The sequence below is a fragment of the Streptomyces sp. DSM 40868 genome (assembly GCF_011820545.1).
In the GTDB taxonomy this organism is placed as follows: domain Bacteria; phylum Actinomycetota; class Actinomycetes; order Streptomycetales; family Streptomycetaceae; genus Streptomyces; species Streptomyces eurythermus.
On sequence record NZ_CP050504.1, the window covers coordinates 5,603,652 to 5,628,899 of the forward strand.

14 protein-coding genes and 1 pseudogene are annotated in these 25,248 nt (G+C 74.9%); 1 reads left to right on the plus strand and 14 read right to left on the minus strand.

The genetic code is table 11. The features are described 5' to 3' along the window. Positions 1-20: 20 nt before the first annotated feature. From HB370_RS25720 to HB370_RS25730, 3 genes are all read right to left on the minus strand, one after another. Positions 21-1,271 carry a histidine kinase gene (locus tag HB370_RS25720; RefSeq protein WP_244405640.1) on the minus strand — a complete coding sequence of 417 codons (1,251 nt, stop codon included), beginning with the start codon at positions 1,269-1,271 and terminating at the stop codon, positions 21-23. Between the two features lie 88 nt (positions 1,272-1,359). After that, positions 1,360-3,648, minus strand: a complete 2,289-nt coding sequence (locus HB370_RS25725; RefSeq protein ID WP_037700956.1) for a TOMM precursor leader peptide-binding protein — start codon at positions 3,646-3,648, stop codon at positions 1,360-1,362. Then, a complete protein-coding gene (locus HB370_RS25730) occupies positions 3,645-3,812 on the minus strand; it encodes a hypothetical protein (RefSeq protein ID WP_157855546.1) in 168 nt (55 codons plus the stop codon). The genes HB370_RS25725 and HB370_RS25730 overlap by 4 nt, the downstream gene beginning before the upstream one ends. 543 nt (positions 3,813-4,355) lie before the next feature. On the opposite strand from HB370_RS25730, the gene HB370_RS25735 reads away from it, so the two are divergent. Continuing rightward, positions 4,356-5,138: an AfsR/SARP family transcriptional regulator gene (locus tag HB370_RS25735; RefSeq protein WP_030778835.1), complete on the plus strand. Its 783-nt coding sequence runs from the start codon at positions 4,356-4,358 to the stop codon at positions 5,136-5,138. 312 nt (positions 5,139-5,450) lie between these two features. Here HB370_RS25735 and HB370_RS42035 read toward each other — a convergent pair. The 11 genes and pseudogenes from HB370_RS42035 to HB370_RS25790 form a co-directional block, all read right to left on the minus strand. Beyond that, positions 5,451-5,558, minus strand: a pseudogene (locus HB370_RS42035) (keto-deoxy-phosphogluconate aldolase); the annotation flags it as partial. A gap of 88 nt (positions 5,559-5,646) precedes the next feature. Then, entirely contained in the window at positions 5,647-6,468 is an 822-nt protein-coding gene (locus HB370_RS25745; RefSeq protein ID WP_051815464.1) for a 4'-phosphopantetheinyl transferase superfamily protein, read from the minus strand. A gap of 110 nt (positions 6,469-6,578) precedes the next feature. Next, positions 6,579-7,580, minus strand: coding sequence for a 2,3-diaminopropionate biosynthesis protein SbnB (gene sbnB, locus HB370_RS25750; protein ID WP_030778839.1), 1,002 nt, complete (start codon positions 7,578-7,580; stop codon positions 6,579-6,581). A gap of 39 nt (positions 7,581-7,619) precedes the next feature. After that, positions 7,620-8,945: an NAD(P)/FAD-dependent oxidoreductase gene (locus HB370_RS25755; RefSeq protein ID WP_030778842.1), complete on the minus strand. Its 1,326-nt coding sequence runs from the start codon at positions 8,943-8,945 to the stop codon at positions 7,620-7,622. After that, positions 8,942-9,208: a hypothetical protein gene (locus tag HB370_RS25760; protein WP_030778843.1), complete on the minus strand. Its 267-nt coding sequence runs from the start codon at positions 9,206-9,208 to the stop codon at positions 8,942-8,944. Before HB370_RS25760 ends, HB370_RS25755 begins: the two co-directional genes overlap by 4 nt. Next, positions 9,205-10,743 (minus strand): AMP-binding protein, encoded by a 1,539-nt coding sequence (locus HB370_RS25765; protein WP_030778845.1) that lies wholly within the window; start codon positions 10,741-10,743, stop codon positions 9,205-9,207. The genes HB370_RS25760 and HB370_RS25765 overlap by 4 nt, the downstream gene beginning before the upstream one ends. Continuing rightward, entirely contained in the window at positions 10,740-11,882 is a 1,143-nt protein-coding gene (locus HB370_RS25770; RefSeq protein WP_030778847.1) for an acyl-CoA dehydrogenase family protein, read from the minus strand. The genes HB370_RS25765 and HB370_RS25770 overlap by 4 nt, the downstream gene beginning before the upstream one ends. Beyond that, the gene (locus tag HB370_RS25775; protein ID WP_051815465.1) at positions 11,842-16,875 is read right to left on the minus strand and encodes a non-ribosomal peptide synthetase; all 5,034 of its coding nucleotides are present in this window, start codon (positions 16,873-16,875) and stop codon (positions 11,842-11,844) included. The genes HB370_RS25770 and HB370_RS25775 overlap by 41 nt, the downstream gene beginning before the upstream one ends. A gap of 311 nt (positions 16,876-17,186) precedes the next feature. Then, positions 17,187-18,278 (minus strand): asparaginase, encoded by a 1,092-nt coding sequence (locus HB370_RS25780; protein ID WP_051815467.1) that lies wholly within the window; start codon positions 18,276-18,278, stop codon positions 17,187-17,189. Then, on the minus strand, positions 18,275-19,234 hold the full coding sequence (locus HB370_RS25785; protein ID WP_030778853.1) for a TauD/TfdA family dioxygenase: 960 nt from the start codon (positions 19,232-19,234) through the stop codon (positions 18,275-18,277). Before HB370_RS25785 ends, HB370_RS25780 begins: the two co-directional genes overlap by 4 nt. Further along, positions 19,231-25,185 carry a non-ribosomal peptide synthetase gene (locus HB370_RS25790; RefSeq protein ID WP_078637415.1) on the minus strand — a complete coding sequence of 1,985 codons (5,955 nt, stop codon included), beginning with the start codon at positions 25,183-25,185 and terminating at the stop codon, positions 19,231-19,233. The genes HB370_RS25785 and HB370_RS25790 overlap by 4 nt, the downstream gene beginning before the upstream one ends. Positions 25,186-25,248: the final 63 nt, after the last annotated feature.

Sequence of the window (25,248 nt, forward strand, 5' to 3'; positions counted from 1 at the left end):
CGACCGTTCTCCTTTCCGGCTCAGGCCGCCGGTTTCCGGGTCGTCGGCACCGCCGTGTCGGCACCGGACCAGGGTCGTTCGGGAAAGGCCGGGGCCTCGGCGACGAGCCGGAAGGTGTCGGCCGGGCCCCGGTCGGTGCTCAGCTCGCCGGAGATCTCGCGCATCCTGGTGGCGAGGTTGCCGAGGCCGCTGCCGCTGTGCGCGGACGGGTCCCGGTAGTCGGGGTCCACGCCGTTGTTCTCCACGAGCAGCCGGACCCGGCCCTCGTGCTGTACCGCCTCGATCACGCAGCTGTCGGCCTTGGAGTGCCGCAGCAGGTTGGTGACGGCCTCGCGCAGTACGGCCGCGAGCACGGTGTTGACCTGCTGGCTCATCGTCCCCGGCCGGAGGGTGACGCGGATGTCCACCTCCGCCGCGGTCAGCAGTCCCTCGGCCGTGGTGATCTCCTCCGCCAGGGACATGTCGCGCAGTCCGCTGGCGACCGTACGCACATCGGCCAGTGACTGCCGGGAGATGGCGAGCACATCGCGTATCTCCGCCAGGGCGCGCTGCGGATGGGCCGGGACCAGGCGGTGGATCAGCTCGCTCTTGAGCGTGATGGCGGAGAGGCTGTAGCCGAGCAGGTCGTGCAAGTCCCGTGCGAACCGCAGCCGTTCCTTGGTGACGGCCATCCGCGCGAGCTGGCCCCGGGTGTCGTGCAGTACGTGCACCAGGTCGGCCAGCCGGGTCAGGCCGAACACGATCAGGCCGGTCAGCAGCGTCGACTGGCACAGATAGACGCTGTCGAGCACCGAGCGGCCCTCCAGCGCCGGCGGCAGCAGCATCGACAGGCCCACCACGGCGTACAGCGGCCAGGCCAGGCGCGGTGGCAGCAGGAGCAGCAGCGAACCGGCGAAGAACCCGGCCATTCCGCCCCATTCGGCCTGGAAGACCAGCAGGGGAAGGTACGTCAGAAGTGCCTGGACCCCCAGGGCGGCCGCTTTCCACCGCCAGGGGGCCCGGTGCGCCTTGGGACGCGAATGTCTGAGCTGGAGCGTGAAGATGGCGGCCAGGCAGGCCAGCGCCACCAGGTTCATGCCGGTGCCCAGGCCCTCGCTGAGCACGTTGAGCATCGTGATGAGCAGGAAGCTGAGCAGCGCGGCCATGAGGATGACGCGCGCGAGGCGCGGCGCGGGAGCGTCGGGCAGCCCCGACTCCGTTTCCCCGTCGGCCGGTTCCGTGCCGTCCGCCACTTCGGCGGCCGAATGACGTAAACCGTTGTGTGGCGACATCGTCCTACCGGCCCCCTCCGCTAGCCCGCGGCCACGCGCACTGAGAGGGATAATAGGTGAAGCCGGTCGCCGCCCAGAAGTTGCCGGGCTACACGAACATCGGCACGGGATTGAGGTCGGCGTAGGGCGTCGGCTCGGTCAGCCGGCCCAGGGCCACCGGGACGTCGAAGAGCCGTCCGGGGGCGAATCTCGGCCAGAAGTGACGCATGCCGGGAACTATCACCTTCACCACGGGCAGTTGCAGGTCCGGGCGGGTCTGATCGAGGACGAGCAGCTCCATCCCGCGCTCGCGGACCAGCTCGGTGACCGCCGTGACGTCGTCGCGCAGATCGGTGCGCGGCCGGTAGCCGCGACCGTGGGCCGGGGCCGGCGGGGCGGCCGGATCCGGCGCCAGATAGGGCTGGTTGGCGAGGGTGGCGGTGCGCCACCAGCGCACCGGGTCCGGGTCGGCGATGGCGTAGCCGGTGCCGCCGGGGCCGGGCGCGGCCGCGGGCAGCAGCTGTCCCATCTCCGTCAGCGCCCGCCGCAGCGCGATCCGCGGGTCGAAGTGCGCGCCGAAGCCGAACACGATGTCCTCGGTGGGCCGGCCGGTGCGCCGGGAGAGCGCCGCCACCACCGGGATGCCGAAGTCCGAGGTGAGGTCGAGCGCCCACAGCTCGCGGCCGGCCCGCCGGCAGCCGGTGCGGAACCGTTCGACGTACGGCTCGTCCGCGCTGTCGAGGTCCACGGCGGGCCGGCGGAGGCGGTTGTACCACCACAGCGCCACGGCGTCGCGTTCCACGAGTTCCAGGAAGCCCTGCAGAAGGGCGTCCTCCGGGCTGCTGCCGGCGGCGTTGCCGTTGGAGTCGGCGCACAGGCCGTCGGCGGCGGGTTCCTGGCCGAAGTAGAGCATGGACGTGGGCAGCAGCCGCTGGGTGCGGGCGGTCAGCGACCACACCGGCGTCCACTCCGTCGGGCGGTCCTCGGCGAACGGTCCGGGTACGTGGGTGAGCCAGGAGCCGCCGGCGTTCCATGCTCGCCGGTCGCGCAGCTGGCGGTCGTCGTAGAGCTGGCACGCGCGGGGGTGGACGGCCGCCGGACCGAGCGCGGCGTACGTGTCCCGCAGTACCGGCTCGTCGCCGTGCCGGGTGCCGCTGTAGCGCTCCACCGCCTCGCACAGGGCGCTGGTCCTCGCCTCGGTCTCGGTGACGCCCTTGCCGCCGCTGAGCGCGCGCAGTCCGGCCCGCAGCCCGGCCAGGGACGCGGCGCCCATGGCCAGGTTCTGACCGGAGAGGAAGGACTCCACGAAGTCCGGGCAGTGCCCGGCCCGGCTGATCTCCTTGATGATGCCGGTGACCGGGTCGACCAGATGACCGTAGCGGTCGAGCATCTGCCGTGGGGTGAGCGCCCGGTGGCCGCCCGAGTCCTGGTCGGCCTTGGGCCGGGCCACCGGGACGAACGGGGCGCGCACCCGCCGGGCGACCAGCTGCGGGTCGCCGCACGAGGGGCACTGCGGCAGCCGGGACACCGGGTGCGTGGCGGAGCTGAGGCGCAGGGTGTCCAGGATGTGTACGGCGCCCTGGCCGGGGTGCCGGATGCCGGCCAGCCACTTCGCGGTCTCCAGGGCGGCGAGCTGGGCCGCCGCCGACTCGCAGGCGGGCAGCCCGGTCGTCGGCCGGTCCGCGGGGCCGGTGAGTCCGAGGTGGTGCTGGAGCGGCAGTTCCGAGCGGCGGTGCCCGCGCAGCCGGGCGGCCAGGCAGGACCAGCAGGGCCCGGCGCCGGGCCGGAACACCGGCCCCACCCACGGGTCGGCGCCGCCGGTGCGGGCCAGCAGCCAGGGTGTGCCCCGGCCGCGCAGGGCCGCGTCGACGTCCGCCAGGGCCGGGTCCAGGTAGTCGGCGCAGAGCACGAGCGCGAACCCGGCGTCCTCGCCGGCGGCCGCGGTCCGGATGCCGGACTCCCGCAGCGCCGCGTGCGGCCGGGCCGGGTCGGTGCCGGGCAGCGCAACGAGCCGGACCCGGGCGCTGGCCACGTCGCGGGCGGCCCGCCCGCCGTCCAGCCCGGCGAGGTCCCAGTAGGCCTCGGCCGCGGCGGCGGACGGGTTCGCCGGGGCGGCGGGGGCGGTGTGCAGCCTGAGCAGGCCGGCGGCCTCCAGCGTGGCGAGCGCCGACCGGGCCGCCTCCGGGCCGAGGGACCGGGCGGCGTCGTGGATCACCGTCTCCCGGTCGCGGGTGCCGTCCAGCAGCGGGACCAGCACCTCGGCCGGCCGCCCCCGCAGCGCGGTGACCCCGCGCTGCGAGAGCAGGTAGGCGGCCTCTCCGGGAACGACGGCGGCCCGCAGGTGGCGCTTGAAGCCGAGGAGGCCGGCGGTGCCGCGGTGTGTCCCGGGGGCGGTCATGCGGCGGGTCTCCCCGACGCCGGGGCGATGTGCGTGTACGTCACGGTGAACAGCGCGCCGCACTGTTCGGCCGGGACGTCCAGATCCTCGATCACCAGCGGGCCGGACGGAGCGGCGGCCGGGTTGTGCCTGACGGTGCCCGGATGCGGGGCGTGCGGTGTCATCGCGATCGATTCCCTTCGCAGTGGGCTTGCTCGGTGGCTACGGGAACGATTCTGCGAAGCGCGGGGGAGCGCACCCAGTGTCGGTCTCATCACCGGGGGGTGAACTTTTCACACGGCACCGTCCCACGCCTCCGGGGCCGGCCCGAGACCGTGATTTCTTCATGATCCAGCACCTGAGGAATACACCCCGGTCCCGGTACGACGGCACTGTGCCGCCACCGCGCCGGATGGCACCGTTGACAAACACCGGGCCCCGGCCCGCCGGTTCAGGCGAATCGACCTGGAGTTGCCATGGAGATCAGTGTGCTGGGCCCGCTCGACGCGAGCCGGCCGGCGTCCGGATCCCCCCGTCCGCGGCCGAACAGCGGCAGCTGCTCGCCCACCTCCCCCCACACGGACAGCCGCCAGAGCTGACCGGCACCTCGCTCCGCGACCGCAGGGGGAGGTCGCCAAGGAGATCCCGTCCGGCGAATCAGCGAGCCACAGGCGGGAGTTGTCGTCGTGTACGCACAGGGAGACACAGATGGGAGCTGACTGACGGTCATGCTAGAGTTCCGCGTTCTCGGGCCCGTCGGACTGTGGTCCGACGGTGTGGAGGCTCCACTGGGCGGTTGCAAGCAACGCACCATACTGGCCGCCCTGCTGCTCGCCGACGGCTGGGTCGTCTCCGACTCCGACCTCGGCGGGGTGCTGTGGGAACGGCGTCCTCCCGCCACGTATCAGGCACAGATCTACACCTACGCCTCGCGGCTGAGGGGTCACTTCCACGGCGGCGCGACGATCACGCGCTGCGGCCGTGGTTACCGCGTCGAGAGAGGGGACACCCGCTTCGACCTGGACGAGTTCTACCGACTGGCCAAAGAGGGCCAGACGCTGATGCGTTCGGGACGCACCGGCGACGCGGCGGCCCGGTTCCGGGCGGCGCTCGACCTGTGGAGCGGCCCCACCCTGACCGGGGTGACGGACGCGCTGGTCGACAACGAGCGGTCCCGGATCGAGATGGCCCGGATGGAAGTGCTGGAGAGCCGGATCGACGCCGACCTCCACCTGGGCCGGCACCGGCAACTCGTCGGTGAACTCACGCAGTTGGTGGGAGCGCATCCACTGCGGGAGACGTTCCGGGCGAAGCTGATGATCGCCCTGCACCGCAGCGACCGGCAGGCCGAGGCCTTCGAGACGTTCCACGCGGGCTGCGGCCTGCTGCGGGAACAGCTCGGGGTCGATCCCGGGCCGACGCTGCGCAGCGCCCACCAGGCCATCCTGGCGGACGACTTCGCACCGGCACGCCCCGGCCGGGGCGATCTGGTGGCCGGTCCGACCGGGTGACGGGGGCTCCAGCTGGTGCGCAGTTCCACGGCACTGCGCACAAGCTGGAGAGCGGAGGAAAGGCGCGAGGGCCCGGGCGGCCCGCCGGAGTGACGCGCGGCGGGCCGCCCGGCCGGAACGGGGCCACCGGAGAAGCGGTGGCGGGCGACCGCCGAGGGTACGGCGGCGGAAGGCGGCGGGGATCCGGTCGTACGGGCCGCCGGAGGGACGGTCGTTCCGGGCAGGGGTGGCCGGGCCGGGGTGACCGTACCGGGCGCGGGAGAAGCGGTGGTGTTGCGGCGTCGGAGCGGTCGGGCAGGGGGAAAGGGAGGGGCGGATCGCCTCCAGCGCCGCCGGGGTCCGCAGGGCCACCTCGATCGCGGGCAGCCCGCCGGCCACCGGCACCCGTGCCGGCGGTATGGCGTCGGCGAGCACCACCACGGGCGGAGGGGCCGGCGGAGCGGGGCAGCGGCGAGGTCATGCCCTCACCGTCGGCGCCGGCGCGTCCGGGCACGGAGAAGCCGTCGGGCTACGGCGTCGGTGGGGTCGTGGGGTGAAGGACCAGCGGGCCCGGGCGGGCGTACTCGCGGGCCAGTGCGGCCGAGCGGCCGGGGCCCAGGATGAGGTCCTCGACCGTCCAACCGCCCGGGGAACCGGGCTCCTTGTGGTCGACCCGGACCGGGCCGTGCGCGCCGGTGAGGGCGTCCAGACGGCGCAGGTCGGCGACGATGCCGACCCCCACGGCCTTGAGGACCGCTTCCTTCCGGGTCCAGGCCCGCAGGAAGACCTCCTCGTACTCCCGCTCGCTCCCGGCCCGGCCCAGGACGCCGAGTTCGCCGTCCGACAGGGCGATCCGGGGCGCGTCCCCGAAGCCGCGCCCGGTGTGCTGCTCGATGTCGACGCCCACCTGCCCGGCGGCGGTGACGGCGAGCAGCCAGTACGGCCCGGAGTGCGACAGGCTGAAGTCCAGCCGGGTGGCGGGTGCCACGATCCTGGGCCGCCCGTGCAGCGGGTCACCGCACCTCGGGCACGGATGCCGGCCGAACCGGATCGCGGCCGGCGGGCCGCCGAGATAGTGGTCGGCGAGGATACGGCGCACCGCGGCGTGCGCTCCGGCGTAGCGGGCGGCGAACGGCGCGCCACGGCGCCGGAACGTGCTCAGTTCCGTGACGTCCAGCACGGCCAGGTCGGCCGGGTCGGGGAGGTCCCCGGCCCGGCCGTGCCACACGTGGACGGCGTTGCCGCGGCCGAAGCGGGCGGTGCCGTCGCGCACCGACGGCGAGCGGCCGCGGCCGACCGGCCGGGCGGCGCCTCGGCCGGGGGCGTCGGCGGCGGGCGGGGTTCGGGGCATGACGTGCCTCTCTGCGAGGAGCCGGCGGCGCCGGAATGAGGGAAGGGCCAGGGCCGGCCGGGGGATGTACCGGCCCTGGCCCCGCTTCGGTGGCGGGGGCTCCCGGCCGGTCAGTCCGGCAGGAAGCCCTCCACCCGCATGCCGAGCCCCTGGGCCCGGGCGGCGGTCAGGACGTGGTCGGCCAGGGCGATGTCGAGGACACCGAGGCCGAACGGGGCGTAGACGACCGTCCGGCCCGGCTCGGGGACGTACCCCTGCCCCGCGTCCTCGTCCAGGAGCAGCCGGCCGATCGTCGGGGCGATGAAGTCGCGGTGGCCCGCCGCCCGGACGGCGAGGTCGAGGGAGGTGCGTTCGCGCAGCGCGTGCTCGGTGTCGTCCACGACGTTGTACGCGTCGAGCAGCGACTCGGGCAGCAGGTCCCGCAGCGAGATGTGCAGCACGACCGTGCCCGGTTCGGCCGCCCCCAGGTCCAGGTGCGGTTCGACGGCCGAGGTGGCGATGGTGACGAGGCCGTGCGCGGCCAGCGCCTTCTCGGCGCTGTCGAGCACGAGCACCCGCGCCCCGGGCACCACCGAGGCCGCCTGGGCGGCGAACTCGGCGGCGCGTTCGGGCGAACTGTCGTACACCGCAAGCGAGGTGAGGCCGGGCAGGACGGCGTGCGCGTGGCGCAGGATCTCCAGGTTGATCACCCCGCAGCCGATCAGGGACAGGCCGTCGGGGCGGCGGTCGCGGGTGAGCAGCTCCGCGGCGAGGGCCGCGCTCGCCGCGGTGCGCTTGGCGGAGATCAGCGATCCCTCGATCAGGGCCTCGGGACGGCCCGTCTCCAGGGAGTTGAGGATGATCGCCGCGCTGGCCCGCTGGATCCCGCGCCCGATGTTGGCGGGGAAGGAGGCGATCCACTTCATGCCGGCGGCCGGCCGCTGCCCGCCGCGGTAGGCGGGCAGCCCGATGATCCGGTCACGCGGCTGCCCGGGGAACCGCAGGAACGTCGAGTGCGGCACCGCGGTGTCGCCCCGCTCGTGCAGGCGGTAGGCATCCGCGACGACCGACATGGTGTCGGGTTCGCGGCCGTCGAGAAGCCGCGCGACCTCGCTGTGGCGCAGGATGAGCATGACGTCGGTCCGTTCCTTCCAAGGGGTGAGCGGTGCCGGTCAGCGGGTGGCTTTGAGGGTGCCCAGATAGGGGTGCCACAGGTGGTCGGGGTTGGCCTCCACCGCGGCCACCGCCTCGCGCATGGCGACCAGGGCCTTGGGCTCCTCGTCGTCGTACACGTCGCCCTGGAGCATCTTCAGTACGTCCGTCCGGTACCGGGGGTCCTGGACGAACGCGGTGAACAGGACGTTGAGCCGGTAGTAGATGGAGATGAACTCGTACCAGTAGCGCACCGCCCTGCGGAGCTTGGTCTCGTAGGCGGCGAACCGCTCCTTGCCGTAGTCGCCGGCCGCGTGCGCCGCGATGATGTCCCGGGAGGCGATACGGGCGCTGTTCAGGGCGACGCTGACGCCGCTGGAGAAGATCGGGTCCACGAAGCGGGCGGCGTCGCCGATCAGGACGTAGCGGTCGCCGGTGATCTCCTTGACCGAGTAGCTGTAGTCGCCCTCCGCCTTCAGCGGGCGGACCTGGCGGCAGCCCTTGAGCGCGTCGTGCAGTTCGGGGCGGCTGCCGACGAAGTCCCAGAAGAACTCGTCCAGGTCGCCGCTGCCCTCGGCGAACCGCTTCTTCTGGGTCACCACACCGATGCTCGTGATCGTGTCGGTGATCGGGATCTGCCACACCCAGGAGTCCTTGATGGGCAGGAAGTGCACGTAGATGTGCTCGGCCTGGGCCGCCGAGGTGGACAGCGCCTCCCGGTCCAGCCCCTCGAACCAGGCGTGCACCGCGTACTGGTCGAAGACCGGGTCGGGCACCTTCGTCCTCAGCTGCCGGCCCAGCATCGTCTGCCGGCCGGAGGCGTCCACGACCATGCCGGCCGTGTAGTCCACCCGCTTGCCCGCGATCCGGGTGCGGACCGTCACCTCCGGGTCGCCGAAGTCGACGCCGAGGACCCGGGCCCCGTTGAGGACGGTCGCGCCCTGTTCCTCGGCGTGCCGCAGCAGGATCGCGTCGAAGCGGGAACGGTCCACGTGGTACGTGTAGTCGCGGTCCACCCCCTGCTGGTCGCGCTCCACGAACTGGATGTCCGCGGTCCAGTCGTGCTGGAGGCCGCTGAAGCCCAGCCGGGGGATGTCACGCGACTCGGCGGAGGTCCAGGAGGCGCCGTACTTGCGCGGGAAGCCCGCCTCGTCGATCTTGTCGAGGGCGCCGATCTCCAGCAGCACCGGTGTGGTGGCCGGGACCAGGGACTCGCCCACGTGCGGCCGGGGGAAGGTCTCGCTCTCGAAGACGATCACGGAGAGCCCGGCGCGGGCCAGGTAGGAGGCGGCGGTGGAGCCGGCGGGCCCGCCGCCGATCACGGCGATGTCGAAGTCGGTGGTCATCGGACGGTCTCCTGCTCCAGCTCGCAGATCATGGCGGCGATCGAGGCGGCGTTCTTGAAGTTCTTCGCGTCGATCCGGGCGGTGGGCACGGAGACGTCCCACTCGTTGAGGATGAAGGCCTGCAGCAGCGCGATCCGGAGCGAGTCGATGATGCCCCACTCCAGCAGCGGGGTGGCCGCGTCGATCGCGCGGTCCTCGTCGGACCAGAGGAACTCGGTGCGGATGAAGTCCAGCACGCGGGCGGTCACGGCGTCGGTGTTCATGAGCGTCCTTTCGAAAGGGTCAGGTGCCGCCGGACCAGCGCCGGACGGTCGATCTTTCCGTTGCGGGTGCGCGGCAGGTCGTCGAGCAGATGGACGTGGTCGGTGATCATGTAGCTGGGCAGCCGCTCGGCCAGGTGCCGGCGCAGCGCCAGCGCGCCGGGCCGGGCGCCGGGCACGGGGACGACGAAGGCGACCAGCCGGGCGTCCATGCCCTCGCCGGCCACGACGACGGCCGCGGTCTCGACCTCCTCGTGGGCGTCGCAGGTGGTCTCGATCTCGCCGAGTTCGATGCGGTGGCCGCGGACCTTCACCGCGTGGTCGCGGCGGCCCACGTAGTCGAAGGAGCCGTCGGGCAGCACGGTGACGATGTCGCCGGTGGCGTACTCGCCGGAGCCGGGCGCGGCGCCCCAGTAACCGAGCATCACCGACGGCCCGCTGACGACGAGTTCGCCCTGTTCGCCCGGCCCGGCGACGGCGCCGGCGTCGGTGCGGGCCCACACCTCGTCGCCGCTCGCGGCCCTGCCGATCGGCACCGGCCGGTCGCGCTCCAGGTCGGCCGGGACGACCTCGTGCCAGGTGCACACATTGGTCTCGGTCGGGCCGTACAGGTTGAGCAGCCGGGCCTTCGTCCACGCGGCCAGGCGGCGGACGTGGGCGATGGGGAACGGCTCCCCGGCGAACAGCACCGCCCGCAGTCCGGCGGGGGCGGGCCGGTCGAGCAGGCCGCCGCCGCGGATCATCAGGATCAGCGCCGACGGCACCGAGTACCAGACCGTGATCCGCTCCCGGTGCAGGAACTCCACCAGCTCGCCGGGCGCGTAGGCCAGCGCGGCCGGGACCAGGCGGACCGAGGCGCCGGCCGCGAAGGCGGCGTACAGGTCCAGCACCGACAGGTCGAAGACGAGCGGCGCGTGGTTGGCGAACCGGTCCCCGGGGCCCGCGCCGAGCAGGTCCACGGCCCAGTCGACGAAGGCGCGGGCGTTGCGGTGGCTGATGCTCACGCCCTTCGGCGTCCCGGTGGAGCCGGAGGTGTACAGGATGAACGCCGGGTCGTCCGGCTTCACCTCCGTGTCGACCGGGGGCACCGCCTCGTCGTCACCGGGCGGGGCCGCCGCCAGATCCAGCACGGTTACGCGGCTTGGCACGGCGTCGAGCCGCGCGGTGCCGCCGTGTTCCGCGGGGAGGCCGAGCGCCGGGCGGATCCGTGTCAGACGGGCGCCCGTCGCGCACACCACCCGGGCGGCGCAGTCGCGGGCCACGGTGGCGACCCTGCCGACCGGTGCCGTCCCGTCCTGGGGGACGTAGACGGCGCCCAGGCGCAGCACCGCCTGCATCGCCACCACGACCTCGGGCGACTTGTCGCCCCACAGGACGACCCGGTCCCCGCGGCCGACCCCGGCCCGGGCGAGCAGGAGGGCGTAGGCGTCGGCCGCGCGGTCGAGTGCGCGGTAGGTCAGCTCGCGCCCCTCTCCCGCCACCGCCGGCCGCAGCGGGTACCGCCGGGCGGAACGTATGACCAGCTCGTGGAGGTTCACAGTCCTCTCTCCCTCGCGATGACGCTCCGGTGGATCTCGGTGGTGCCGGAGAAGAGCGTGCTGGGCACGGCGTCGCGCAGCTGCTGCTCGATGCCGGTCGAGGCGAGGTAGCCGATGCCGCCGAAGACCTGCACCGCGTCCCGGGCGTTGGCGACGGCGGCCTCGGAGACCGCGACCTTGGCCAGCGACACGGCTCCGGCGTCGGCGGTGCCCTGGTCGGTGAGCCAGCAGGCGCGGTACAGCAGCAGCCGCGCCCCCTCCAGCCGCTCCGACATCACCGAGATCTTGTGCGACACGGCCTGGAAGTCGGCCAGCCTGCGGCGGAACTGCTTGCGCGAACGGACGTGGGCGACGCACCGCTGGAGCTGGTACGTCATCACTCCCAGGTAGATCGCGAACAGGCAGGCCCGTTCCCAGCCCATCGAGTGCTGGAAGACCGCCCGGCCCTGGCCCTCCACGCCCAGCAGGAAGCGGGCGGGCACCCGGACCCCGTCGAAGGTGATCCGGCCGGCCGGGCAGCCGTGCAGGCCCATCTTCTCCAGGGGCGGGCCGACGCTCAGCCCCGGCAGACCGCGCGGGACCACGAACCCGCTGGTGCCGAGGAACCCGGCAGCGGGCTCGGTGACCGCGTAGGTGACGATCACGTCGGCCAGCGGGGCGTTGCTCGCGAACGACTTCACGCCGTCGAGCACGTAGACGTCGCCGTCGCGGCGGGCGGTCATCTCCAGCCGGGCCGTGTCGGAGCCCGCCGCGTCCTCGGTGATCGCGTTGGAGGCGATCAGCGAGCCGGTGGACAGGCCCTTCAGCAGCTCCTCCCGCAGCTCCGGGCCTGCGAAGTCCCGTACCGGCACCGCGCAGGCCAGCAGATGGGCGGCGACCCCGAAGGCCAGCCCGGTGTCCAGGCAGCCCTGCCCGAACGCCTCCAGGCACAGCGCGGTGTCCAGGGCGCCGAGCCCGCCGCCGCCCGACTCCTCGGGCAGGCAGAGCCCGGTCAGCCCGAGGGCCGCCGCCCTCGCCCAGTCCTCCCGGTCGAAGTGGTCCGCCGGGTCGGTGCGCCGGCGCCCCGGCATGTCCTCCCTGATCGCGGCCAGCAACCGCTCACGACGTCGCTGCTGCTCGGTCGTCAAGGCGAAGTCCATCGACGTCCTCCTTTCCGTAGGCGTGGAGCTCGGCGTCGGACATCGCGTCGAGCTCGGAACGGACCAAGTCCTCGATCAGGGCCGCCAGTTCGGCGACGGTCGGGCCCTCGAAGACGGCCCGGATCGGCAGGTCCACGTCGAAGGCGTCCTGGAGCGCGGCGACCAGCCGGATCGCGAGGATCGAGTTGCCGCCGGCCCGGAAGAAGCCGGTGTGCGCGCCCACCGGGGCCGCGAGCAGACCGGTGAAGATCTCCGCGACGCGTTCCTCGACGATCCCGCGCGGCGCCACCGGCTGTTGCTCGTCGGACGCGGGCGCGGGCAGTGCGCCGTGGTCGACCTTGCCGTTGGCGTTCAGCGGCATCGCGGCCAGCGCGGTGAACACGGCCGGCTGCATGTACGCGGGCAGCCGGGCGGCGCACAGGGCCGTGAGCGACCGCGGGGAGGGCGCGGTGCCGTCCGGGACGTAGGCGACCCGGATCAGCCCGTCGTGCGCGGTGGCCACGGCCTGCCGCACTTGCGGGTGCTCGGCGACCACCGCGGCGATCTCGGCGAGTTCGACGCGGTAGCCACGGATCTTGACCTGGGTGTCGGCGCGGCCGAGGAACTCCACCTCGCCGCCGTCCAGCACCCGGGCCAGGTCCCCGGTCCGGTACAGCCGGTCGCCCGGCGCCCCGAACGGGTCGGGGACGAACCGCTCCGCGGTCTGCTCCGGCCGCCCGGTGTAGCCGCGTCCGACGCCCGCGCCGCCGACGCACAGTTCGCCGACCGCGCCGACCGGGACCGGCCGCAGCCAGGAGTCCAGCACGTGCGTGCGCACGCCGGGCAGGGGCCGTCCGATCGGCACGCCGTCCCGGCCGGATCCCGCCGTGACCGGGTGCACGGTGGCGCCGACGCAGGTCTCGGTGGGGCCGTACTCGTTGATCAGCCGGCCCGGGCCGAGGAGGGACGCCCAGCGCTCGGCCAGGGCGGCCGGCAGCGCCTCGCCCGCGACGACGATCCGGGCCGCGAGGCCGGCGATCCGCTCCTCGGGCAGCCCGGACAGGATCTCCAGGTGGCCGGGCGTGAGCTTGAGGAAGGCCAGCGGGGCGGCGGCGACCAGCCGGTCACCCAGTTCGGTGAGGTCCAGGTCCTGCGGCAGCAGCGTGGTCGGCCGGCCGGCCAGCAGTCCCGCCCACAGGTTGGGGACGCCGAGGTCGAAGGCGACCGAGGTGAACACCGCCGCGCCGCCCGGCGCCGGCAGCGCCAGCTCGTCCACCGCCCACCGCAGATGGCCCGCGAGAGCGGCGTGGGTGATCTCGACGCCCTTGGGCCTGCCCGTCGAACCGGAGGTGTAGATGACGTACGCCAGCCGCTGCGGGTCGGCGGAGCGGGCGGGCCGGGACTCCTCGGCGCCCTCCGCGCCCGGCGACACGGTCCGGGCGCCCTCGACGGTGGTGCCGGAGACCAGCAGCCGGGCCCCGGCGTCGGCCAGCATGTACCGGACCCGCTCGGCCGGGGTGCCCGGCTCGATCGGCAGATAGGCCGCGCCCGCCTTCCACACGCCGAGCAGGGAGGCGATCAGGTCGGCGCCGCGGTCGACCAGGACGCCGACCACCGAGTCCGCGCCCGCGCCGAGGCCGAGCAGCCGGTGGGCGATGCGATTGGCCCGCCGGTCCAGTTCGGCGAAGGTGACCTCGCCGGTCTCGGTGCGCAGGGCGACCGCGTCGGGGGAGGCGTCGGCCCGCCGCTCGAAGAGGCCGGGGGCGTCGGTGGTGTACGCCGGGGCGGGGGTGCCGCTCCAGCGCAGCAGCGCCCCGCGCTCGGCGTCCGGCAGCAGATCGAGTGCGTCCAGGCGGGTGCCGGGGCTCGCCGAGGCCCGCTGGAGCAGCAGCGCGAACTGCTCCGCCAGGCGCGCGACGGTGTCCCGCTCGAACAGGGCGGTCGCGTACTCCAGGCCCCCGGACATCCCCCCGTCGGGGCGGCGGCGCAGATAGAGGGTGAGGTCGGTCTTGGCGATCCGGGAGACCTCCACCAGGGTCGCGAGGTCCGCCGCGTCGGCGGCCGATCCGGTCAGCTCCTCGTCGTGGAGGTCGAAGGCGACCTGGTAGAGCGGGGTGCGCGAGGAGTCCCGCTCGGGGGCGAGGTCGGCCACGAGCTGCTCGAAGGGCAGCTCCTGGTGGGCGAAGGCCGCCCGGCACGCGTCCCTGACCCGCCGGATGCCCGCGTCGAAGGTCATCCGGCCGGACAGGCCCAGGCGCAGCACCAGGCTGTTGAGGAAGAAGCCGACCACGCCCTCGGTCCCGGGCCGGTCGCGGCCGGCCACCGGGGTGCCGAGCACGACGTCCCACTGTCCGGTCCGGCGGGCGAGCAGCGTGCCGAACCCGGTCAGCAGCATCATGAACGGGGTGGCCCCATGGCTTCGGCCCAGCTCGGTGAGGGCCTCGGTGACCTCGGGCGACAGCTCCAGCGGCACCATCGCGCCCCGGCCGTCGCGCACCCGGGGCCGGGGGTGGTCGGGTCTCGGCTCCAGCGGGGCCGCGCCGTCCAGCGCCGTACGCCAGTGGGCGAGTTCCCGCTCCACCGTCTCGGGCGTGATGCGCTCCCGCTGCCAGACGGCGAAGTCGGCGTACTGGACCGGCAGCGCGGGCAGCTCCGGCGCCCGGCCGGCGCGCAGCGCGGCGAGGACCGTGGCGAACTCCCGTTCCAGTACGGAGGAGGACCAGCCGTCGCAGACGATGTGGTGCACCGAGAGCACCAGCACCTGCCGGCCGCCGGGCGCGGGGTCGCGGGCCAGCAGGGCGCGGGCGAGCGGGCCGCCCGCCAGGTCGAAGCCGCGGTCCAGCTCGCGGTCCAGCACGGCGGGCAGCTCCCCGGGCGTGACCTCGGCCGTCGTCAGTTCCAGCGGGGCCGGCGGCCGGATCAGCTGCATCGGCTCGCCGTCCTGGACGACGAACGCCGTGCGCAGCGCCTCGTGCCGCTCGACCAGCCGGTCCAGCGCGGCGGCGACCAGGTCCGTGCCGGTGCCGTCCGGCACCGGCAGGAACAGCGCGGACACCCATTCGCGGCTGCGCGGCTTCATCCGGTCCAGCACCCACAGCCGGCGCTGACCGAAGGACAGGGGGAGCGGTCCGGTACGGGGCAGCGGCACGGGGCCGCTGGGTCCGTCGGGGCGGTTGAGGGGGGTGACCCCGTCGGTCTCGTCGGCTTGGTCGGCCTGGTCGGCCTGGTCGGTCGGCGGTACCGGGGCGTTCCCGTCGCCCGGGCCGTTGCCTTCGTCCCGGCCGGCGAGCAGGCGGGCCTGGCCGGCGATCGTGGTCTCGGTCAGCAGGTCCGCGAGGGCCAGGTCGCGGCCGGTCGCCTTGCGCAGCCGGTTGACCAGCCGGGTGAACTGGAGGGACGTACCGCCGAGTTGGTAGAAATCGGCGTCGGGGTCGATGCCGTCGCTCTTGAACAGGTCGCGCCAGACCCGGGCCACCGTCTCCTCGGCCGCCGGCCTCTGCCGGACGGCCTGCGCCGCGAGGGACGGCGCGGGCAGCGCCGCGCGGTCCAGCTTGCCGCTGGAGGTGGCCGGGAACCGGTCGACCGCGATCAGCACCGACGGCACATGGCTGCCCGGCAGCCGCTCGGCGAGGAAGTCGCGCAGCCCGTCCGGCACCTTCGGCGCCCGGACATAGGCGGCCAGGGCCGTTCCGCCGCCCGGCGCCTCGACCGGGACGACGGCGGCGCCGCCGACCGCGGGGTGGCTCTCCAGGGCGGCCTCGATCTCGCCCGGCTCGATCCGGACGCCGCTGACCTTGACCTGGCGGTCGATGCGCCCGAGGTACTCCAGGGCCCCGTCCGGGCGCACCCGGACCCGGTCGCCGGTGCGGTACAGCCGCGCCCCGGCGGGCCCGTACGGGTCGGGCACGAACCGCTCGGCCGTCAGATCGGCCCGCCCGAGGTACCCGCGGGCGACCCCCACCCCGCCCGCGAACAGCTCGCCCGTGTCCGCCGGTTCGCCGCTGTCGTCCAGCACCAGCACACGCATCCCGGTGATCGGCCGGCCGATCGGCACGGGCCCGGTGCGCTGCGCGGGGTCGAAGCGGTGGGCGGTGATGTCGACGGAGCACTCGGTCGGCCCGTAGGTGTTCCACACCGTGACACCGGAAGGGGCCAGCGCGAGCACCCGCTGGACCACCTCCGCGTGCAGCGGCTCACCGGCGCACGCCAGCACGCGCAGCGCTCCGCAGCGGTCCCAGCCGTCCTCCTCGGCCAGCGCCCGCAGCACGGACGGCACGACCTGGAGCACGCTCGCGCCGGTGTCGGCGACGGCCCGCAGCAGGGCCGCCGGGTCCCGCTCGGCACCCTCCGGCGCGAGGACGACCGTGCCGCCGACGGCGAGCGGCGCGAAGATCTCCCAGCCGGCCGCGTCGAAGGTCACCGGCGTCTTCTGCAGCACCCGGTCCGAGGCGTCCAGGCCGAGCGCGCCGATCGCCCAGCGGACGCGGTTGGCGAGGCCCGCGTGGTCGATCACCACGCCTTTCGGGCGGCCGGTCGAGCCGGAGGTGTGCATCACGTACGCGGCTCCGCCGGGCTCTGCGGCGGCCCGCGCGATCCCCTCGCCCGGGAGGGTCCCGCCGGCCGGGGCGGGAGCGTCGGCGCGCACCGCGGTGGCGCCGGCCGCGGTGACCCGGGCGTGCCCGGCGCGGTCGGTGACGACCAGGGTGAGGCCGGTCTGCCCGACCAGGCCGGACAGCCGGCCGGACGGGTGGCCGGGGTCCAGGGGCAGGTAGGCGGCTCCCGCCCGCCAGACGGCGAGCAGGGTCACGACGAGGTCGGGGCCGCGCGGCAGCAGGACGCCGACCGGGCGGTCCGGTGCCGCGCCGTGGGCGACGAGGGCGTGGGCCAGGGCGTCGGCCCGGGCGTCCAGCTCGGCGTAGGTCAGCTGCCTGCCGGCCGCGGCCACCGCCGGCCGGTCCGGGGTCAGCGCGATCTGCCGGGCCACCAGCTCGGGGACGGGCGTCGGGGCGGTCATGACAGGGTCTCCTTCGGTGTGCCGGGAGTACGGGGTGTGCCAGGAGTTCGGTGTGCCGGTGGTTCGGGCCTGCCGGGACTACGGCGTGCTGGGAGTACGAGGCGCGCCGGGAGTACGGGTTGTCCCGGGGTGCGGTTGCGCCAGGAGTTCGGGCGTATCGGGAGCTCGCGTGCTGGGAGTGCGGGAGGCGCCGGAAGTACGGGTGCGCCGGGAGTGCTGGAGGCGCCGGTAGTTCGGGCGTGCTGGGAGTGCGGTAGCGCAGGCAGCTCGTACGCGCCGGGAAGCCGGGTGCGCCCGGGGCCGGGAGCGGGTCAGGAGGTGAACTGCGGGACGCCGTAGCGGGCGAACCGTTCGGCGACGGCCGCGGGATCGCGGGTCGTGGCGAGCGTGAGCAGCAGCAGGATCCGGGCCTTCTGCGGCAGCAGGTCCTCGGCGGGCAGGACACCGGGTGCGTGGGCGTCGTACACGGCGCCGCCGCCGGTCCGGGCCGCGGCCACGACCGTCACGCCCTTGCCGAGCACCCCGCGCAGCGCGCCGGCCTCGCCGGGCGAGGGGTCGCCCGCGACGACGACGCCCTTGACGCCCGCGTCGGCGAACGCGGTGATCGCCTCGCCGCCGGCGTCCGGGTAGGAGGCGACGATCTCGGTGCGGGGCAGCTCCTCCCGCCGGATCCGGTCCAGGTCGAACGGTGTGCGCCAGCTGTCCTCTCCGCACCGCTGGACCCGGGCGGGCGCCCGCAGCAGCCGGATCCGGTCGCCGTCGACGGTGCCGAGCACCCCCGCCTGTCCGGCCTGGAAGGCGCCGGGCCTGAGGGTGGTGGTCTTGGTGGCCTCGCGGGCGGCGAGGATCTCGTTGCCGAACGCGACGACCGTGCCGAAGCACCGGGTGCGCGCGCTCGCGGCCAGCACCACGGCGTCGTAGAGGTTGGCGGGGCCGTCCGCGCCGAACACGTTGGACGGCCGCATGGATCCGGTCACGACCACCGGCTTGGGGCTGCGCACGGTCAGGTCGAGGAAGTACGCCAGTTCCTCAAGCGACTTGGTGCCCGCCGTGACCACGACCGCGTCCGCCGTGCGCAGCGCCCGGTCGACCTGCCGGGCCAGGTCGTAGTAGTCGGTCATCGCGGTCCGCTCCGGCCCTTCCCGGGTGGTGACCCGTGCCACCTCGTCCAGCTCCGGGCGCAGACCGGAGACGATGTCCGCGATGGGCAGCGCGCTGCCGTCGTAGTCCTCGAAGCCGGCCCGGTCCTCGGCGACGCCGGTGATGGTGCCGCCGGTGCCGATCACGACCACCTCGGGCCCGGCGGCCCGCCGCGGCCCGGCCTCCTTCGCGGCGACGGCCGGCACCGAGGAGACCAGCCCCACCAGCAACAGGGCCGTGACGGCCGGCACGAGCCGTCTCACGACAGCACCTGCCCGTTGTCGGCGCGCAGGGCGCGGGACCTGCGGTGGTCGAGGTGGATGAAGGTCCGGTGCAGCCAGCGGTCCTCGCCGTCGTAGCGCGGGGTGAAGTGGGTCCTGCCGTGCAGGGTGACCCGGTTGTCCACGATCGCGAGGTCACCCGGGCGCAGGTAGACGGCGCGGGTGACGGTGTCCAGGGCGGCCCGCAGGACCGTCATCGCCTCGGCGGCCTGCTCGTCCTCGGGGTGGGTGGCGTGGAAGTCCACCCGGACGTCGGGGTCGTCGAAGTCGCCGTACAGCACCGGGTGCGGCGGGGCCTGGCCGCCGGGGCCGCCGAAGGACGGCGGGACCTCGGTGCGGAACCGTTCCTCGCCGAGCACCTTGCGCACGTCGTGCGGCAGCAGCGCGACCGCCCGGCGGATCGAGGCGACCCGCAGACCGGCGCCGCCGTCGTGGTCGGGGCGCAGGCACAGCAGCGCGACCATGTCCGGCCGGTACGGGTGGAAGGCGTTCTCCACGTGCAGTTCCAGCGGGACCGAACCGGCGTTGCTCTGCTGCTCCTCGCGCCCGGCCACGGGGACGACGTTCTGCACCAGGGCGCCGCTCTTCTCGTCCCGGTAGGCGATGACCTCGCCGAGCTGCGAGGAGACCAGGGCGATGGTCCCGGCGGCCGGGGTGGCCGCGCGCTCGACCGACTCCTGGACGGTCGGGGTGGGGGCGAGCGCCGGCGCCGACGGCAGGTTGCGGACCAGCAGCATGCCGTCCGCCCGCGGGTCGTGCCGGAACGCCCGCAGTCTGCGGCGCAGCCGCTCCGGGAGTTCCTCGGACATCCCGCGGCAGGCGTCCAGCCAGCTCCGGTCGTCGACCAGGCGCGGTTCCACCTCGGCGAGCGCATCGGCGACGGCCCCGGTCCGCTCCCTCTCCGCCTCGGTGAGGGTGAATACGTGGTCCTCGGTCATGACGTTCCTTCCTGAACGGGTTCGGACAGATCACGGACCAGCGGGTCCCGGCCGAGCGCGACCGCTTCGAGCACCCGGGCGCAGCGCGCGGCCAGCCGCCGCGCCTCACCCGGGGTGAAGGCGTCGGGGCGGTGCCCGAGCCGCAGCGACAGCCGCTCGCCCGGGACGACCGCCAGCCGGAGCGGGAAGTGGGTGTCGTCCGCGGCCGTGAACGCGCGCATCCGCAGCCGCCCGCCGAGGGCCGCCGCCCACGCGGACGGGTCCATCGGGTAGTTCACGAACAGCGTCGTGGTGTCGAACAGGGTGCGCAGGCCGGCCGCCCGCTGGATCTCGGCCAGGCCCAGGTGGTCGTGCGGTTGCAGCGCGGCCTGCTCCCGCTGGAGGCGGTGCAGCGCGCCGAGGAACGGCTCGTCCGGGGCCAGCCGTACCCGCACCGGGACGGTGTTGGTGAACAGCCCGACCATGCCCTCGACACCGGGCAGTTCGGGCGGCCGGCCGGACACCGAGGACCCGAAGACCACGTCGTGGCCGCCGGTCAGCCCGCCCAGCACCACGGCCCAGGCGCCCTGGACGACGGTGTTCAGCGTCAGCCCGTGCGCCGCGGTACGCGCCGTCAGTGCCCGGGTGGTGGCCTCGTCCAGCTCGCGCACGACGAGTTCGTGCGGCACCTCGGTACGGCCCGTGGCGCCGACGAGGGTCGGACCGGGCAGGCCGGCCAGCGCCTCGCGCCAGGCCTCCTCCGCCGCGTCCCGGTCCCGGCCGGCGAGCCAGGCCGCGTACCGCCCGTACGGCGTGACGGGCGCGAGCCGGCTCCCCGCGTACAGGGCGAACAGTTCCCGCACGAGCACCGAGGTGGACCAGCCGTCCCACAGGATGTGGTGGACGGTCAGCACCAGCCGGTACCGCCGGGTGCCGAGCCGGAGCAGGAGGAACCGCAGCAGTGGCGGCTTCGCCGGGTCGAACCGGGCGCGGCGGTCCGCGGCGGCCAGCCGTGCGGCCTGGGCCTCCGGGTCGGGGCCGCCGGTCAGGTCCGTCTCCCGCCAGGGCAGTGCGACCCGGGCCGGCAGGACCTGGACCGGCTCGTCCAGGTCGCCGTAGTGGAAGGCGGCGCGCAGGTTGGCGTGCCGGTCCAGGACGGCCTCGGCGGCGGCCCTCATCCGCGCGGCGTCGAGGGCTCCTTCGAGGTCGACGGCGAGCTGGGCCGCGTAGACGTCGAGCGTGTGCTCCGTCCGCATGCTGTGGACGAGGAAACCTTCTTGCAGCGGGGAGAGCGGCAGCAGGTCGGCGAGCGGCCCGTACTGCCCGGCCAGCTCGTCGATCTCGTCCTGGGACAGCTCGACCAGCGGCACGTCGGACGGGGTGAGCCCGCCCGCCCCGGCACCCCGGCCGTGCCGGGCCAGGCCCTCCAGGGCCGTGCGCAACAGGGCGGTCAGCTCGGTGATCCGCTCGTCCGGGAAGAGCCGTCGCGGCCAGTGGACGGTGAGGGTCAGCTCCGGGCCGGACGGGCCGTCGAAGGTGGCCGCGAGGATCTCCAGCTCGTGCGCGAACGGCATCCGCGGGTCGGCGTCGGCGTGGAGACCCCCGTCGGTCAGCTCCCAGTCGGCGCCCTGTCCCGAGGAGAAGCGGCCCAGGTAGTTGAAGCCGAGCCGGGGCGTGGGCAGCGCCGACAGCCGGGCCCGGGACGGCTCGTGGAGGTGGCGCAGCATGCCGTAGCCGAGGCCGTGGTCGGGCAGCGCGCGCATCTGCTCCTTGACCCGCTTGAGCGCGTCGCCCACTGCCGGGCCCGCCGCGGCCACCTCCGGCCAGGCGACCTCGCCCGGGTCCAGGCGGGCCGGGTACATGCTGGTGAACCAGCCGACGGTGCGGTCCAGCCGGACGCCGGGGAAGACGTCCTCCCTGCCGTGCCCCTCCAGCTCGCACAGCACCGCGCCGTCCGCGCCGCGCCAGCGGCGGTAGGCCAGCGCCAGCCCGGTCAGCAGCACGTCGGTGACTCCGGCGCGGAACGCGGCGGGCACCTCGGTGAGCAGCGCCCGGGTCGTCCCGGGGGAGAGGGTCACCGTCACACTGCGGGCGGTGGCGAACAGGTCGGCGGCCGGGTCCAGGGCGCCGGCTCCGGCCCCCGGGTCGGCGGTGCGCGCGATCCCCTCCCACATCGCGAGCTCGCCGGCCCGCTCCGGGGCGGCGGCGGTGAGCCGGTGGGCCCAGGTGCGCAGCGAGGTGCCCACCGCGGGCAGCGGGGCGCCGGTCATCGCCGAGGCGAGGTCCTGGAGCAGCACCCGCCAGGACACGCCGTCCACGGCCAGGTGATGCAGGGTCAGCTGGAGCAGACCGGGCGCGCCGGGCCCGCCGGGACACCAGACGGCCTGGTGCAGGACCCCCTGCGCCGGGTCGAGCCGGTCCCGGGCACCCGAACGCCAGATGTCTTCCCGTCCAGGCTCGGGTACGACGGTCGGTTCCGGTACGACGGTTGCTTCGGTGAGGTCGGTCGGTTCGGGTATGCCGACCGGTGTGGGGACGCCGGTCGGCCCGGGTGCGACGGCCCGCCCCGGCGCGACGGATGGTTCGGTGACGCCGGTCGGTCCCGGCGCGACGGCTGGTTCGGCGGCGCCGGCCGGTGCCGGTACGACGGCCGGTGCGGGTACGACGGCCCGCCCCGGTACGCCGACTGGTTCGGCCACGCCGGTCGTTTCCGTTACGACGGTCAGCTCGGGGGCGACCGTGCCCGGCGGTCTCACCTCCAGGCGTCCTGTCTCGCGCAGCCGCAGGCGCAGTGCGTCGTGGTGGTCGATGAGGGTGCGCAGGCCGTCGGACAGGGCGTCGGACGTGGTGCCCGCCGGTGTCCGGACCGTCACCGACTGGCTGAAGCGCGAGTTGGGGGTGTCCTGTCCGGCGAGCCAGGCCACGATCGGGGTGAGCGGCACCTCGCCGCTGCCCGCGCCGTCGGGCTCGGCGGCCCCTTCGTCGGCCAACGGCCTTGCGATGCCCGCCAGTCCGGCGGCCGTCGGGTGCAGGAACACCTCGCGCGAGGTGAGTTCCAGCCCGGCCTTGCGGGCGCGGCTGACCAACTGCAGCGCCATGATGCTGTCGCCGCCCCGGTCGAAGAAGGAGGCATGGGCGCCCACCCGGTCCAGCCCCAGGACCTCGGCGAAGAGCGCGCGGAGCGTCTCCTCGGCCGGGGAGCCGGGCAGGTCCGTGTCGTCCGCGCGCCCCTCGGGCGGGGCGGGCAGCGCGCGGCGGTCGAGCTTGCCGTGCGGGGTCAGGGGAAGGGCGTCGAGCACGACGAGCGCGGCGGGCACCATGGCCTCGGGCAGGATCCGCCGGGCCACCTCCCGGACCTCGGCGGGGTCGAGCGGCCCGGCCGGGACCAGATAGCCGACCAGGCGCCGGGCGCCGGGACGGTCCTCCCGGACGGCCACGGCCGCCGCGCGGACGCCGGGGTGCCGGCTCAGCGCGGCCTCGACCTCGCCCGCCTCGATCCGCAGCCCGCGCAGCTTGAACTGCCCGTCCCCGCGGCCGAGATACTCCAGCTGCCCGTCCGGCCGCCACCGGACGCGGTCCCCGGTCCGGTACATGCGGTCGCCGTCCGGGCCGTACGGGCAGGGCAGGAAACGGTCCGCGGTCAGCTCCGGGCGGCCGTGGTAGCCGCGCGCCACTCCGGCGCCCGCGATGTACAGCTCGCCGGGGCAGCCGGCGGGGACCGGCTCGAGCCGCTCGTCCAGCACGTAGACCCGCGCCCCGGCGATGGGGCGGCCGATCGGCGGCCGGCCCTCGCCGCCCAGCGGGCCGCTGCCGGTCGCCGCCACGGTCGCCTCGGTCGGCCCGTACATGTTGAACATGCGGCGGCCCGGCGCCCAGCGGGCCACGAGCGCCTCGTCCACGGCCTCCCCGCCGACGATCAGCACGTCCAGGTCGGGCAGTTCCCGGGCGGGCAGACCGGCCAGGACGGCGGTGGGCAGCGCCAGATGGGTGATACGGGCGTCCCGCAGCAGCTCCGCGAGGTCGTCCGGTGCCAGGGCCGAGGTGTCCGGCGCGAGCACCAGCGTGGCACCGGAGATCAGGGCGGGCCAGATGTCGCCCACCGCGGCGTCGAAACCGGGCGAGAGGTACTGGAGCACCCGGCTGCCCGGCCCGAGCCCGAACCGTCCGGCGTGGTCGAGGGCGAGGTTGGCGAGCGCGCCGTGCGGGACGACCACGCCCTTGGGCAGGCCGGTCGAGCCCGAGGTGTAGACGAGGTACGCGGCCGAGTCCGGGTCGGGCCGGCCGAACCCGCCCCCCGGTAACCCGGTGGGGCCCTCCTCGGTGAGGACGCACACCGGGGCGGCGTCCGCCAGCAGGTGGTCGATCCGCTCCCGCGGGTATCCGGGGTCGACCGGCACATAGGCGGCACCGGCCCGCAGGCAGGCGAGCATCGCCACGACCAGGCCGGCCGTGCGCGGCATCAGCAGCGCGACCGTCGTGCCCTCCCGCGCCCCCCGCTCGCGCAGCCGGGCGGCCAGCGCGTCGGCCCGCGCGTTGAGTTCGCCGTAGGTCAGCGTGGTGTCCCCGTACTCCAGGGCCGGCGCCCCGGCCGGGCGGCCGGCGACGAGCCCGGGCACGTCACCCCCGTACGCCGGGGAGGGCGCCCGGACCGGCAGCAGGGCCGTCCGCTCGTCCGGGGTGAGCAGGTCCAGCTCGCCGATCGGCGTGCGCACCGAGTCCGCCGCCCGCAGGACGAACGCGGTCAGCCGCGCCGCGTGCGCGGCCAGCCCGGTGGCGTCGTGCAGGCCGGGGTCGGCGTCGAAGAGCAGCGCGCCCGGCGAGCCGTCCGAACGGCCGCTGACCGCCACGGTCAGGTCCGGGGCCGGGCCGGAGGCCAGGTTCGTCACCCGGCCGGTGGCGCCGCCGAAGTCCAGGTCGCGCTCGTACGGCATGAAGTTGACCAGGGTCCCGAGCAGGCCGCCCTCCCGCCCGGTGACGCCCAGTTCGCGGCACAGGTCCTCGTGCCGGTAGCGCTCGTGCCGCAGCGCGGTGCCGATCTCGGCCGCCACCACGGGCACCAGATCGGCGAGGCTCGCCTCCAGCGGGACGTCGAAGCGCAGCGCGACCGTGCCCGTGGCCATCCCGGGCACCCGGCGCGTGCCGGGGCTCCGCCGGCCGGAGACCGGCAGGCCGAGGATCACGTCGGTGCGCCCGGTCAGTCGCCGCACGTACGCGGCGGTCGCGGCGACGAGGAGGGTCTGCCAGGTGGTGCCGGTCTCCTGCGCGGCCCGGTCCAGCACGGCGCGTCCGGCCTCGGGCAGCGGATCCTCCCGGCGCAGGCGCGGCGGCCGGTCGCCGGTGGGGGCGGCGCCCGGCAGCAGCACGGGGTCCGGGCGGTCGGCGAAGCGGGCGGTCCAGTAGGCGCGGTCGGCCTCGAACCGGGGCGAGGCGCGGTAGCCCGCCTCCTCCTCGGCGAGCGTGTGCAACGGCTCGAAGCCGGCCGGGCCGGGCCGCGCGCCGCACAGTTCGCCGAGCCGGCGGCGCAGCAGATGCACTCCGTAGGCGTCCACGAGAATGTGGTGAATTCTGTAGTAGAACAGCAGCCGTGCCGGACCGAGCAGGAAAACGGCCGCGTGCGACAACGGCCCTTTCTCCAGATCCACGGACGTCGCCAGATCGGCGTCCATCCATTTCCGGGCGGCCTCCTCCGGGTCGGCGCTGTCGCGCAGATCGACCAGGGGAGGCGTTTTCGGCGGGGCCGCGGACACGTATTGCCGCAGCCCCTCGCCGTCCTCGCCGACCGAGGTCACCCGCAGCACCTCGGCCTCGGAACACAACCGCGCCCAGGCCCGCCGGAGCGCCTCGGGGTCCAGGTCACCGCGGATGTCGATGCACTCACCGCAGTTGTAGCGCCGGCCCGAAGGGTCCAGCTGATGGGCGAACCAGACGCCCTGCTGCGCCATGGAGAGCGGAAGCCGCCGTTGGTATTCCATGCCGAAGAGCCTGCGCGGCCCGGCTATCAGCGGCCTATAGCAAAACGACCCCCGGTCAAAAGA

Excerpts from the sequence above, each read along its gene's own strand:
- HB370_RS25720 (WP_244405640.1), bottom strand. The coding sequence starts at position 1,271 with ATGTCGCCACACAACGGTTTACGTCATTCGGCCGCCGAAGTGGCGGAC.
- HB370_RS25725 (WP_037700956.1), bottom strand. The coding sequence starts at position 3,648 with ATGACCGCCCCCGGGACACACCGCGGCACCGCCGGCCTCCTCGGCTTC.
- HB370_RS25730 (WP_157855546.1), bottom strand. The coding sequence starts at position 3,812 with ATGACACCGCACGCCCCGCATCCGGGCACCGTCAGGCACAACCCGGCC.
- HB370_RS25735 (WP_030778835.1), top strand. The coding sequence starts at position 4,356 with ATGCTAGAGTTCCGCGTTCTCGGGCCCGTCGGACTGTGGTCCGACGGT.
- HB370_RS25745 (WP_051815464.1), bottom strand. The coding sequence starts at position 6,468 with ATGCCCCGAACCCCGCCCGCCGCCGACGCCCCCGGCCGAGGCGCCGCC.
- sbnB (WP_030778839.1), bottom strand. The coding sequence starts at position 7,580 with ATGCTCATCCTGCGCCACAGCGAGGTCGCGCGGCTTCTCGACGGCCGC.
- HB370_RS25755 (WP_030778842.1), bottom strand. The coding sequence starts at position 8,945 with ATGACCACCGACTTCGACATCGCCGTGATCGGCGGCGGGCCCGCCGGC.
- HB370_RS25760 (WP_030778843.1), bottom strand. The coding sequence starts at position 9,208 with ATGAACACCGACGCCGTGACCGCCCGCGTGCTGGACTTCATCCGCACC.
- HB370_RS25770 (WP_030778847.1), bottom strand. The coding sequence starts at position 11,882 with ATGGACTTCGCCTTGACGACCGAGCAGCAGCGACGTCGTGAGCGGTTG.
- HB370_RS25775 (WP_051815465.1), bottom strand. The coding sequence starts at position 16,875 with ATGACCGCCCCGACGCCCGTCCCCGAGCTGGTGGCCCGGCAGATCGCG.
- HB370_RS25785 (WP_030778853.1), bottom strand. The coding sequence starts at position 19,234 with ATGACCGAGGACCACGTATTCACCCTCACCGAGGCGGAGAGGGAGCGG.
- HB370_RS25790 (WP_078637415.1), bottom strand. The coding sequence starts at position 25,185 with ATGGAATACCAACGGCGGCTTCCGCTCTCCATGGCGCAGCAGGGCGTC.